8 protein-coding genes and 2 pseudogenes are annotated in these 12,490 nt (G+C 60.2%); 4 read left to right on the forward strand and 6 right to left on the reverse strand.

Annotated features, from left to right (window positions below; translation table 11 throughout):
• Positions 1 to 24: 24 nt before the first annotated feature.
• The 5 genes from CF70_RS07345 to CF70_RS07365 all read right to left on the reverse strand — a co-directional run bounded on the left by CF70_RS07345 (position 25) and on the right by CF70_RS07365 (position 4,329).
• Entirely contained in the window at positions 25 to 642 is a 618-nt protein-coding gene (locus CF70_RS07345) for a phosphoethanolamine transferase domain-containing protein (RefSeq protein ID WP_051648119.1), read from the reverse strand.
• 403 nt (positions 643 to 1,045) lie between these two features.
• Entirely contained in the window at positions 1,046 to 1,360 is a 315-nt protein-coding gene (locus tag CF70_RS07350) for a hypothetical protein (RefSeq protein ID WP_035862548.1), read from the reverse strand.
• Positions 1,361 to 1,489: 129 nt separating this feature from the next.
• Positions 1,490 to 1,966 carry a CzcE family metal-binding protein gene (locus tag CF70_RS07355; protein ID WP_035862558.1) on the reverse strand — a complete coding sequence of 159 codons (477 nt, stop codon included), beginning with the start codon at positions 1,964 to 1,966 and terminating at the stop codon, positions 1,490 to 1,492.
• A gap of 347 nt (positions 1,967 to 2,313) precedes the next feature.
• Positions 2,314 to 3,081: a class I SAM-dependent methyltransferase gene (locus tag CF70_RS07360; protein ID WP_235184931.1), complete on the reverse strand. Its 768-nt coding sequence runs from the start codon at positions 3,079 to 3,081 to the stop codon at positions 2,314 to 2,316.
• Between the two features lie 945 nt (positions 3,082 to 4,026).
• Positions 4,027 to 4,329 (reverse strand): hypothetical protein, encoded by a 303-nt coding sequence (locus CF70_RS07365; protein WP_035862553.1) that lies wholly within the window; start codon positions 4,327 to 4,329, stop codon positions 4,027 to 4,029.
• Positions 4,330 to 6,116: 1,787 nt separating this feature from the next.
• Between CF70_RS07365 and CF70_RS34560 the strand changes: the two genes are divergently transcribed.
• Positions 6,117 to 6,824: a reverse transcriptase N-terminal domain-containing protein gene (locus CF70_RS34560; protein ID WP_235184933.1), complete on the forward strand. Its 708-nt coding sequence runs from the start codon at positions 6,117 to 6,119 to the stop codon at positions 6,822 to 6,824.
• A 483-nt stretch (positions 6,825 to 7,307) separates the two neighbouring features.
• Here the strand turns inward: CF70_RS34560 and CF70_RS37480 are convergent.
• A pseudogene (locus CF70_RS37480) lies at positions 7,308 to 8,459 on the reverse strand (recombinase family protein); the annotation flags it as partial.
• Positions 8,460 to 8,556: 97 nt separating this feature from the next.
• Between CF70_RS37480 and CF70_RS07375 the strand changes: the two are divergent.
• The 3 genes and pseudogenes from CF70_RS07375 to CF70_RS07385 all read left to right on the forward strand — a co-directional run bounded on the left by CF70_RS07375 (position 8,557) and on the right by CF70_RS07385 (position 11,999).
• Positions 8,557 to 9,567: a group II intron maturase-specific domain-containing protein gene (locus CF70_RS07375; RefSeq protein ID WP_235184932.1), complete on the forward strand. Its 1,011-nt coding sequence runs from the start codon at positions 8,557 to 8,559 to the stop codon at positions 9,565 to 9,567.
• Positions 9,568 to 9,611: 44 nt separating this feature from the next.
• Positions 9,612 to 10,655, forward strand: coding sequence for an IS110 family transposase (locus CF70_RS07380; protein WP_051648122.1), 1,044 nt, complete (start codon positions 9,612 to 9,614; stop codon positions 10,653 to 10,655).
• A gap of 386 nt (positions 10,656 to 11,041) precedes the next feature.
• Positions 11,042 to 11,999, forward strand: a pseudogene (locus tag CF70_RS07385) (IS5 family transposase).
• Positions 12,000 to 12,490 lie beyond the last annotated feature (491 nt).

The raw sequence follows: 12,490 nt of genomic DNA on the forward strand, positions 1-12,490 counted from the left end.
CCCGTCCGTACACCAGTTTCGACTTTAGCCCGCCAGCGCCCCGGTAAAGGCGTACACCACATTGACCGGCGCGAGCAGATAGCGGATCTCCTTATGATTGCGCATCTGGGCTGCGAAATCCTTAAACACCAAGGACAGCGTCCCCACGCCGACAACAACGGCCACCAAAATCGCGACCACGCACAGGCCAACGCTTCGCGTCAGTGAACGCTGGCGCAGCGTCACCCAGGGCAACAACAACAACGGTGGTAGTGCCAAGAGCGCGATGCTGCCCATCATACGCAGCGTCAGCAACTCGCGAGCTTCCGCCGCGTCGGTGCGCAGCACATTGCGGGCCATGCCGGGGTCAAGGTAGATGCCGTATTGACTCATGAAATAGCTGGCACCGGCGGCCACTACGACCAATATTGTCAGCAACGGTTTGGCGGTCCAGCGGTTTATGAACGGCGCCAGCAGCACAAAATGCGCCGTGACCAGCGCGGTGCCCACTGCCACGCCGTAGCCCAGATCGCGCAGCCCGCTCAACGTCCGTTCGGCGAATAGCGCCCGCCAGAACGGACCGTTCAGGACGAGAACAAAGTATAGGCAGAAGCCGAGTAGCAAGGTCTCGACGCCGACCTCCAGACGCCAGGCGCGACCCACCCAATTTGCGCGCGCCCCGCTTGGTGGTGTGTCGGGCGAAGCCGGGTCACGGCGCGACCGGTTTAGATTCGGTTCCAACATTGGCGCATGGCGGGAAAGGCCGGGCATTACCAGCCGCAGCCGTTGCAGTACGCAACGCTGTGTTGAGCCGGCGGTAGACAAAAAGAATCGCGCCGAAGGCGCGATGGTGACTCGCTGGGTGCCGTCCGGCCGCTGCAGCCTATGCCGTCTGCCTAGATCAGGCCTGGTCCGACCCGAGCCGGCGCATGGGCAAGGCTGAACCTCGGCGCGTGCGCAAGCACAATAACGGGTATCGGGACAGTTTCCCCGATACCCGCCCCGCGTCAACGCACCGGCCCACCGAGCGGCCCATCGCCCCGGCGAGTCGGCGCGTTCCCGAGATTTAGGCGCCGTCGCTGAACGTGTCGCGAGGGCCTACGGCGTGGCTACCGTCGGTGAACGGGTCCCGCGTGCCCATGGCGTGACTGCCATCGGTGAACGGATCGCGTGTGCCCATGGCGTGACCGCCATCGGTGAACGGATCGCGCGTGCCCATGGCGTGACCGCCATCGGTGAACGGATCGCGCGTGCCCATGGCGTGACCGCCATCGGTGAACGGATCGCGCGGCGAGTTGACGCCAGCATTCGCGATGCCCGCGACGCCACCAAGGGTTGCCACGGTCAATGCCACCAAGGCAGTCTTCTTCAATGTACGCATTCTATTTCTCCTTGTTTCGATAGTGGCTCAGTGAGCCTGCACTTGCAGTGTAGAAAGATGTACCCCACCAGAGCCTGACGACAAAATTACAAATGTGTCATGTTGCCACTCCTGGCAAACCGGCCTTTCTTAGCCACCGGTATAGAGCTTGCTGCGCTCGATATAGACGCGCACTCCTTGGGCGTTGGGCATTGCCGGAAACAGGACGCCAAGATCCACGGATTTTCCTTGAACAAGCTCGGCGAACGTCCAGGTGGCCTCCTGCGCGCCGCTGCGGAAGGTAACGGTGTCGCCGGAGGCCACATTGACAGACTTCAGGCCGGGAGCGAGCGTCACCGCACGTGCGGCCGTGTTCGCCGGCGCCAGGCTACCGAAGAGCGTCGCCTGCGGCCCCAATGGGGTAGCAGCCTGCGCTGTAGCCATCGCGCTGGGCACTGTGAGCGGTGCCGGTGAGCTGGCTTGGTCGGCGGCTTGCCGCCGCACGTGCTCCGCCCAGTTGTCGCCCGCATTGGTTCTGGTCTGGTCCGCACTCCACGCCGGTGAACTGGATAGGACGGAGAGGGCCGCCAGCGCCAATGCGGTCAAAGCAGTCTTCTGGGTTTTCATGATGCGCTCCATAACGTTTCGAGGCATAACCTCTTAAGTGTCATGCTAGGCAGCTGGCACTCACGAGGACGTTACTCGCGAATTACATCCCCGTAAGCTTTCCCGCATCCATCTGCGTTGCAGAAATGGGTACGTCGGCGAGGTTGACGACCTGGATTGTCAGACGCGAGGGCCGCGCCTGCGACGCTTGCCCTGACGGCAGCGCGAGCCAAGGCATTCCGGAAGAACCCAAGCCGACGCGTCCACTCTTGCGCACAGACGAGCCTGGCGAACGCTTGAGACGCGGCCCGCGGCGTCCTCGTCGTTGAGGCTAAACGCCGCGATGGGCCCACGCGTGACTGCGTTCTCTACAAAGACCAGCCCTTCTTCCTGGCCACCAGCAACAGCGAGCCGCCTGCCGGGAAACGCAAGCCGGCCCGTATTAGGTTGTGCTCGAGGGTGCAAACACCCCCCAGCATGCCGTTCATGGCCGCCCCAATGCGAAACCCGTCGTCCATGGCATCGCAGGGCGGCTTGGCGCGCTGCCACACCCGGGAGATGGCCATCGCAGGCAGCAGCAGCGTCATGAAGGAGGTGACGTCCACGATTTCGAACCCGGCCGCCTCCACTTTCTTCACCAGTTCTTGGCGGGTATAGCGCCGCTTGTGCTTGGCCGCATCGTCCATATGGCTCCACAGCGACGGATGCTGAGGCACTGTCAATACGATTCCCCCATCATTCCTGCAGGCACGGTACATCTCCGCTAACACTTGGGCGTCGTCGTCGACGTGTTCGATGACGTCAAACGCCCCCAGGACATCGAAGGCGTCGCTGTAGGGAATTGCACGGGCATCCATCTGCAACAACTGAGCTTTGCATTTGCGCTGCCCCTTCATCAGTGCGCGCAACGAGGCCTCGCCGCCGACCAGGCGTGCACGCGGGAAGCGGGCCTGGACTGCGCGCAGGTTCTCCGCAGTCCCGCAACCGACGTCCATGAACGAGCGCAAGGCCGGAAAGTAGCGCTGCAGTGCGTCCAGGATCAGTTTGCGGCGATAGACGAACCAGAAGTGCGTCGCTTCGAGCTTCTCATACTCGACAAAGAGCGGTTCGTGAAACCCATCATGGTCGACCATCATGACAGGTGCCAGGCAGAGCACGCCGGCGAGAACACGGGGCTGCCAACCGCACGCGGTGCACGCCCACACGTCAATTTTGAGCGGGGCCTTACATTGATTACAGATGCGCATCGCTGTCTCCAATATCGTGCGCGCGCGACCGCCAGGCGACATCGCACGCCGCACCATAATTGCCCTGCCTTGCTCTCGCACAGGGAGGAGCGCAGGCAGGTTTGTTTCGTCTTCGGTCAGGCCGAAGGACGACATCTACGAAGGTGGAGGTAGCCAGCCCAGGAGTTGCGTGGGCGGCGTCAGAGATGGCGGGAAGGCGGGCGCAGCAACGTTTCAGGCGTTGTGCTGGCAAATATCCACAGGAGAGACGTAGGTAGCATGCCGTTCATGGGCAACGCTTGGGTCCCCAAGAAGGCAAAGATGGCAAGTGGCGAGGCGGCCGAGCAGGCAGAACACGCATGACAACCGCGCGCCTTGCCGCGCGCTTTGCTTGCCGGACAGTGATGCGACCTCGGATCGCAGTGTGCGTCGGCCTCGTCTGCGCTCGCCTCGTCAGCGACGTCGATGGTGGCAAGGGTGGCAAAGAGACCGGCGCCCTGCCGCAGCTCGGTCAGCTCGCCGCACGAAAGAGTAGCCGCTGCACCAACGTTCTGCATCGGCAATGCAAATACAACGAGCCAAAGCGATAGGTGGCGCAACAGCCTTCTCATCCGGCGGCATCAAGCATCAATTGAGTCGGGAGTCTATACGAGCCGCCTGTCAGTAGAATGACGGGGACATGACAGACGCAGCGCTTCCCCTGACTTTTTCCAACGGACGCTGGCGTCACGGTAAGCCCGCGAAGGAAGCCTAGAAGCGATGCCTCTGATGAAAGCATCCGTATCATGCGTGAGTCCCCGCTCCGGCTACCGGCGTCGGCACGCCAGCGGGCAATCAATATGACAGGCGAGTGCGTCAGTGGCCGCGTGAACCGTGAGCGGCATTGTGCCGGCGGCGCTCAGGCTCACGTCGCCCATGTTCGATGCCGTGACGCGGCTGGCGATGCGCCTCGCGCAGCGCAGTGCCATGCCCGTACGAGGGCTGCGCATCATGTACCACCGCAACCGCGGGCACGACGTGCACAGCGGCAGGCGCCGGCCGTGACGGGTAGAGGCCTGCCCGACCATAGCCATCATGCGTGTAGACATGCGTCTGCGCATTGGCGTAACTGAACCCGATGACCAGCGCGGTGCCGACCAGGATTGGAAGCTTTTTCATGTTTTCTCCTTTGCGTGTGTAGAGGGTGGGAGCATACGACTTCTGCATTGCCGGCAGTGTTCGCGTTTCCCTACAAATGTGAGCGCTTGTAACGCTATTGGCCTGGCAATGACGCGCGAGTCGAATTCGATGACTGCCGCGTAATGGTCGGGTAATGATGGCGGCAATTTCCAAACGGGAACGCTTGCTGCCATTCCCGCCGGCCAAGACAACACAGAAAAAATTTCCTGCACGTAATGGTCGCGTAATACGAGCTGGTCGTGAATGTCGCAGCCGAGGAACATCATTGGGACGAAAGCCCAACCGAACATGGATGGCCAGCTTGAAATGGTTGGGTAATTGCATAGCAATGTGAAGTAAGGTCGCTGAAAGATGGCACGCTGCGGGCCATTCTGCAAAGGCAGATCTTGGTGCAAAAGCAATCAGAACCTAGATTCACGATAACGGCATCGCCGTTTGCACACCGCTCCCGGTCGTGTCGCGCCCTGGACCACCGCAACGGACTCCCGTCATCTAGGGCAAAGGAGAAAATCATGCGTGTCTTATTACTCATTACCGTCATGTTGGCCGGGTGCACGACCGTCGCTGAACGTACCGCGCACGCCGAGCGCGATATGGAGACCTCATTACGCGTTGAGGGGCCTGCTTGCGAAAAGCTCGGCTATCAGAAAGACTCGGATCCGTGGCGTGACTGCGTGTTACGCCTCAGTGCCGGAAGTGGACCGTGTATGCATCGACGGCTTTGAAACTCATGCCCCGCGTATGCCGGGGCGATTCACGGCGTGCGCTCTCTACACCAGCCCGACGCCTAGCGCCTGCGGATGATCCGATGCGCTGCGTTGGGGGGGCGCATCGGAGCGCCTCGATTGGGCGATACCTCAATGTTCGTCGAGTAGTCATCGCTGCACCTCCAGTCGAAAGATTTGGACAGCCTTTTTAGCACGCCGATGGCATAAGCTCGCATCCCTTCACAGTAGATGCTCGCGGCGTTAATGGGATGGACGTCCCCTCCCCGTGAAGGTACATGAGTGCCAAACTGGTGAGCATGGCAACCTCTCAAACAGGAGCATCCCTCATGAAGGTCACGACGATCGGCATCGACTTGGCGAAGAATGTGTTTGTGCGACCTGCAAGTCGTCTGAATTTCTGTTTCACAGGAGAACGTATGGCCTGACGAAACCGGTTGTTCCATCAACCGTTCCCTACCCAGACATGCGGAGCCGGTAACAGCTCGGTGTGAAGCTCTGGGGACAACGTAGCCGCCGGATAACCGGTACGCCCAGCCGCGAGGCGAAGCGGAATCTGCCAGCACGAAGGCGGAGAGGAGCAAGGGATGAGTGGGTACGACCAACATATGTGAACTTCTGATAAACGTCGTGATCTTTGACAAGCCAAACGTGCTGACAGGCTTGAACCAAAACGGTATGCGGTGAGGAGTGGTCTTTGAATACTGGGCCACCATGGACAACCAGCCGCCGGCGAAGAGGAAGGGTCCGCCCCGCTCGGAGATTCATGCGGAACAGGGTAAGCCCATCATGCTGCCGGTGACGGCAGGCGAACCGTAAGGAACGCTGTTGGCACGGTGGGTAAAGGAATGCGGAGAAAGCGAACGCCCGGCTGTAATGGCCGGGATACGGGCTGCAACATTGCCCGACACGAAAGTGGGCAGACCTCCGCAGGGTCATTCATGGCGAGAGAACTTTGACCAACCGTTATACGAGGGAAAGCAGATGACGGCGTACGATGCGAAAGTGTCGGGAGCTGGTGCGTCCTCGCACGCTGCACAGATGTGGGATCAGGCGAACTGGCCGCACATTGAGGCAGAGGTGAAACGGCTTCAGGTGCGTATCGCCAAGGTGGTCCGGGAAGGCCGATGGGGCAAGGTGAAAGCCTTGCAACGTCTGCTGACCCGCTCGCATAGCGGCAAGATGTTGGCCGTGAAGCGTGTGACGGAAAATCGCGGTAAGAGGACGCCGGGGGTGGATGGCAGGATATGGTCGTCCCCGGCGGCCAGATGGAACGGAATGGTGTCGCTACGTCATCGCGGCTATCGGGCGATGCCGCTGCGGCGGGTTTACATTCCCAAGAGTAACGGCAAGAAGCGTCCGTTAGGAATTCCTTGTATGCGGTGCCGGGCGATGCAGGCTTTATGGAAGCTCGCTCTGGAACCCGTCGCGGAGACTCTGGCGGATGCCAATTCCTACGGCTTTCGGTCCGGACGCTCGACCGCCGATGCCATCGAGCAGTGCTTCAACGTTCTGGCTAAGCGTGCCTCGCCAGAATGGGTTCTGGAGGGTGACATTCGAGGCTGTTTCGACAACTTCAGTCATTCCTGGTTCCTGGAGAACGTACCGATGGATAAGGGGGTTCTGCGAAAGTGGCTTCAGGCCGGATATATCGATGAGGGAACTCTGTTCGAGTCGCGGGCGGGTACACCCCAAGGGGGTGTTAGTACGCCGCTTACAACGTTGCATACTTTTCACTCCGTCGTCTGAATCATTCGAATTTTCGCTGTCAAAAGCCCCATGCTGTGGGTCAACCCTGAACACAACGACGATTTCATCCTTGTGGATTTCGACGCGCTTGACCAGACCCAATACGATCCTGCGCTTCGTCTCAAGATCAATCGTGTCCAGTTTTTCGGTGACGGCGCCTGCAAATTCCTCGAGCCGATTGATGACCAGAAACAGCTCGCTTTGCACCGCGCCTTGCTGCCTGGATTCAAGGATCTGCTGGTCAATCTGCTCAAGCCGACTCCTCAACTGCTGCATCTTCGGTTCGAAGTCGGACTTATCGAGGATGCCGTCCGCATAGCTGTCGATCAGCCGGGACTTTCCCTTTTCTAGCTGCAGCCGCTGCTTTTCTAGGTTGCTTGTGTCGAAGGCACTCTTCTCGTTGCGCTCCATCATATCCAGTCGACGCTCATATTCGCTCTTCAAGCGTTCTGGATGACTGAGCAATTCCACAACCTGCTGCCATACCAGCTCATCGAGCCTGTCTGTTCGTACCTGCAGATTGTCACAGATGCGGTGGCCGCCGAAACGGTAGGCATCGGTCCCAACACAGCGGTAATAGGCGTAGTCCCGCTGATGCCCCCTAGCCGCAGCCTTGCTCACCTTCTTTGCGTAATAGGCGTAATGGCACTGGCCGCATACCGTCAACCCTTGCAGCAGGCGTAGCGGTGCACTGTCGCGCCTCTGGCGCGCCAGCTTGCGGTTCTCGGCAAGCTGTTCCTGAGCCGCCTGGAACAGCGCCTCGCTGACGATGGCCGGAACTGGGATCTCGATCCAGTCCTGCGGTTCGGTGCGTGTTGTCGAGTACTGCTTTCTGGGCACGTCAGCACTGTGGCGCTGTGCACGCACGCGGACCTGCAGGTGATCGCGCGACTGCGTCTTGCCGAACGCAGCTCGCCCCATGTACGCAGGATTGCGCAATATACCCCACACCACACTACGGTCCCAGTATGGCTTGCCCGACGCCGTCACGGTACCCGACTCGGCCAGGCGGCGTACCACGTCCCCTATGCTCAGGCGGTCCATCCCCACCCACTGGAAAATCGCCCGGACCGTTGCAGCCTGGGGCAACTCGATAACGTACCGGGCCGGCGTTCCGTCGAGTTGCCGGCGAATGTAGCGGTAGCCGTAAGGCGCCCCGGACAGGACATTGACACTGCCGCGTTTTGCGCCGTGAAGCTTGCCACGACGGTGACGCTCGGCGATCTTCGCCCGTTCGTATTCTGCGATCATGCCCTGCATCTGCAATAGCAGCGACTCTTCCGGCGTCGTACCGATCGCATGATTGAGGAACACCACCTGGACACCGCAGGACGAGAACTCTTCCATCAGCAGCGCTTGGTGGGCATATTTTCGCGCCAGCCGGTCCGGTGACAGGATGTACAGCTGATCGATCGCACCGAGCGCGGCACAGTCCCTGAGTCGCTCCAATTGAGGCCTGATCAGCGTCGCACCGCTCACGCCAGCGTCAACGAAACACATGTCGTCGACGATCTGCGCGCCGTCAGCTGAAATACGCTCCTTCAGTGCAGCGATCTGGCTTTCAATGGTGCCGCGTTTGTTTTGCTGTTCGGAGGATACCCGCGCGTAGAGCGCAACCATCGCAGCTTCGCTCATCGTCTACCTCGCTTGATGGTCGCTTGCTTGGACTCTGCAGACCGCGTAGCGGACGGCTGTGCCGTCGCGCGTGCTTCGATCGGACTGATCTGCTCGTATGCCTTTTGCAACTGCTCTTGGGCATAGCGGTTCGGCTCGAAAGCCAGACGCACGCTCCACTTCTTACGTCTTCGGGTCATCGCTGCACCTGCCTGTCAACGGGAGCGACCGTCTCAAGGACAAGATCCACATTGACGTCAGCACAGCTTCTGGACCAGGGCGCCAGACACTCCCTCGAAATGCGCAGGCCCAATTTTATCCGGCAGTTTGCTCTATTGTTGGTGGCGTTATCTCGCCCGTAATCGCGAATATGGCGCTGGATGGGCTTGAAGCGGCAGTCCATGCAAGTGTGGGAACATCCAAACTTGCTCGCAGCAAGGCTCAGCTCAACGTCGTCCGTTATGCCGATGACTTTGTGGTGACTGGCGTGTCGAGAGATGTGCTGGAATCCCGGGTGCTTCCCGCGGTCAGGCAGTTTATGGCCGCCCGAGGTCTGGAACTCTCGGAAGAGAAGACCAGGATCACCAACATAGCGGAGGGTTTCGATTTCCTTGGCCAAAACGTGCGCAAGTACGGCGGCAAACTGCTGATCAAGCCAGCGAAGAAAAGTATCAAATCGCTGCTCGACAAGGTCAGGGAAGTCATCAAGGGCAACGCGAGTGTCACCCAAGAGGCGTTGATCCGTAGGCTGAACCCGATCATTCGGGGTTGGACTATGTATCATCGCCACGTCGTGGCAAAAGCGACCTTCTCAACGATCGACTCGCACATCTGGCACCTGCTCTGGAAGTGGGCAAGACGTAGGCACCCCACGAAAGGAGCCCGGTGGGTCAGGAAACGTTACTTCCGGTGTGACGGACATCGGTCCTGGGATTTTGCAACGAAGGGTTCGACCGAGGATGACACCTGCGGCCTGCAACTCTTCCGCGCAGCGACGGCCGCCATCCAGCGCCACATCAAAATCCGGGGACTGGCTAATCCGTTTGATCCGGCATGGGACATCTACCTTGCCCGCCGTCGAACCGCGAAACGTTCCGCCGGGCTGTCCGGTGCCACCCAGTGGCGCTGAAGGAATGGCTTGAGCCGGATGCGGGGCGACTTGCACGTCCGGTTCTGAGGGGGCGGCGGCGCAGTAATGCGTCGCTGCTACCCGACCAGATCCACGGTGTGAATGAGCTGGGCAAAGCGACATTGAGGAAGCAGCTCAAGCGTGCCCAGGTGGCCGAGTTCTTTGCGACTCTGCCGCCGAGTGTGATTGGGATGGAGGCGTGTGGCAGCGCGCACCACTGGGCCCGTAAGCTGCAGAGCTTCGGCCACACGGTTCGGCTGATAGCGCCGCAATTCGTCAAACCGTACGTCAAGACCAACAAGAACGATGCGGCCGATGCTGAGGCGATCTGCGAAGCGGTAGCACGACCGAACATGAGATTCGTGCCAATCAAGAATGTTGAGCAGCAGGCGGTGCTGGCACTGCACCGTGCGCGTCAGGGCTTCGTGAAAGCGCGTACCTCGCAGGCCAACCAGATCCGCGGATTGCTGGCTGAGTTTGGGTTGGTTGTTCCCCAGGGCATTGGGAACATTGCCAGGCAGGTCCCGGAGTTGATCGAGGATGCGACCAATGAGTTGCCCGGCTCGTTCCGTCTGCTCATCCAGCGGCTGCTGGAGCATCTGAAGGAACTGGACCGTCAGGTCGATGAAATTGGCGCGCAGATCGAGGCATGGCATCGGGATAGCGAGTTGAGCCGCAAGCTGGCGCAAGTTCCAGGAATCGGCCCGATTACCGCCAGTGCACTGGTGGCGAGCGTAGGCAACGCGCGGAACTTCACCAGCGGCCGCCAATTGGCGGCGTGGCTTGGCCTTGTGCCTCGACAAAACTCCAGCGGAGGCAAAAACGTCTTGCTCGGCATCAGCAAGCGAGGGGATACGTATTTGCGAACGCTGCTCATCCATGGCGCTCGTGCGGTGATCTACAGGGCCAAGCCCAAAGGTGTGACGAGCAGTTGGCTCCAAACATTGCTCTTGCGACGCAACGTCAATGTGGCTGCCGTGGCGCTGGCGAACAAGAATGCACGAATCATCTGGGCGCTGCTGACACAGAACCGGGACTTCTGTCCTGATTATGCTCCTACCGCAGCGCGGCAGCCTGCGCAGGCCTGAACTCAACGATACAAACGCACGCAAGAGAAATCTCCAGACCACCGATTGCTCAGGCGATCAAACAGTGATGGCAAGACGGTCAGACCGTGGTTGGCAGAAGCCTGATATGCAACACGAGCACAAGGCTCGCAGCGTTGATAAGGCGCCGACCAGCGGATTCCATCAGGGACGGCAGGCATGAGCCTGACATCAAGTCCGGATACATGACTGCAATCTCGACCTGCTATCCATTGCTGAATGCATCGTTTGACAAACCGGGGGCGTCCATACATGTTGCATAAATCCGGGTGTCTGGCGGCGGCCTGACGTTTACGCGCAACGGTCGAGGCGGTGCCCCTGTTAACTCTGCGGGGAACTGCGTAGATTCTCGATTTTTGCCCGAGAAGATGCGCAAGGACGAACAACACGCGTGAGCCCAAGGGGGTCTATCGCGTCAGGAACTGGGCAAAGTACAACGCGGGCTTGATCGCGAGAGGCGACGTGACGATGTGGATCGACGAAAGCGTACTGCAAGCGTCGCCCGAGGCGAGGTCGCCAAAGCGTGGTCGACCGCGTGCCTACTCGGACGCGGCGATTCAGATGCTGCTCGGACTCAAGCAGGTTTTTCGCCTGCCGCTGCGTGCACTTCAGGGCTTTGCCCACAGCGTTCGGAGGCTCGCCTTCGCCGACTTGCCAGTGCCGAATTACACAACACTGAGTCGCCGCGCGCAGGAATTGGAGGTGGTGCTGCCCGCGCAGCGCGCCGGTGAGTCGCTGCATCTGGTCATCGACAGCACGGGCCTGAAGGTATTCGGCGAGGGCGAGTGGAAGGTACGCAAGCACGGCTATTCGAAGCGGCGCACCTGGCGCAAGGTGCATCTGGCGATGGAAGCGAAGACCGGCCAGATATGCGCGGCTCTGATGACGCATCAGGACGTTGGCGATGCCGACGTGTTGCCAGAACTGCTCGATCAGATCCCCACCGACACGCCGATCGACACCATCGGCGGCGACGGCGCGTATGAGACGAAGCAATGCCACGCGGCGATTGCCGCGCGAGGTGCGCAACCGTCGATTCCGCCGCGTGAGGGGGCGATGCCCTGGCCGGAGAGCACGTCCGGCGCGACATGGCGCAACGAGGCCATTGACGCAATTGCACAAAGTAGCAGGCGCGAATGGAAGAAGTCCAGCGGCTATCACTGGCGCTCGCTCGTCGAGACCTTGATGTACCGCCTCAAGACGCTCACAGGCAATTGTCTGTGGGCACGCAAGGTCGGCTCCTAGGCGACCGAGGTGGCGATCCGCGTGGGCGTGCTCAATCGCATGACGGCGCTCGCCCGCCCTCATTCCGTCCGTATCGCATGAATTCAAGATCACCGCGGGACCTTTGTCTTCAAACTCGATTTATGCAACAAGGCCGATGCTCGCGCTTGGAACGCAGGCGTTCGACTCGAAGCGAGGGCTTCTGTCGGCTGGCGCGGCTGCGGCTTATGGAGATGTACTGCGGTTGCGCTCGCCGCGCTCCCCGAAGACATCCGTGGCTTCGGCCGTGTCAAGGAAGCCGTGATTTGCAAGGCGCTATCGCGTTGGGCAGCTCTGATGGTCCAGCTACCGAGAGGACGTCGAGGCAGCGGCATGACACATAGAACTCTGGCGCTGATTCCTGTTTCCATGCGGGCGTTTTGCCGCTGGTAGGGCTTCCGTTGGGTCACCGCACTACCTATCCTCAATCTATCCTGATGAGTAGGGTCGCTTATCGGTCAGTCAGAAGGATCAGCGTTAATGGAGGTCATGAGGCTAAATGCGCACTTTGGCCTCTGCTCTAGCAGTCACCCAGGAGGGGATATGAAATGGCT

The sequence above is a fragment of the Cupriavidus sp. SK-3 genome (assembly GCF_000611145.1).
Taxonomy (GTDB): domain Bacteria; phylum Pseudomonadota; class Gammaproteobacteria; order Burkholderiales; family Burkholderiaceae; genus Cupriavidus.

What these genes read in the sequence shown, in the direction of transcription:
- CF70_RS07360 (WP_235184931.1), bottom strand. Translation starts at nt 3,081, where the DNA reads ATGATGGTCGACCATGATGGGTTTCACGAACCGCTCTTTGTCGAGTAT.
- CF70_RS34560 (WP_235184933.1), top strand. Translation starts at nt 6,117, where the DNA reads ATGTGGGATCAGGCGAACTGGCCGCACATTGAGGCAGAGGTGAAACGG.
- CF70_RS07365 (WP_035862553.1), bottom strand. Translation starts at nt 4,329, where the DNA reads ATGAAAAAGCTTCCAATCCTGGTCGGCACCGCGCTGGTCATCGGGTTC.
- CF70_RS07350 (WP_035862548.1), bottom strand. Translation starts at nt 1,360, where the DNA reads ATGCGTACATTGAAGAAGACTGCCTTGGTGGCATTGACCGTGGCAACC.
- CF70_RS07375 (WP_235184932.1), top strand. Translation starts at nt 8,557, where the DNA reads ATGCCTTTTGCAACTGCTCTTGGGCATAGCGGTTCGGCTCGAAAGCCA.
- CF70_RS07355 (WP_035862558.1), bottom strand. Translation starts at nt 1,966, where the DNA reads ATGAAAACCCAGAAGACTGCTTTGACCGCATTGGCGCTGGCGGCCCTC.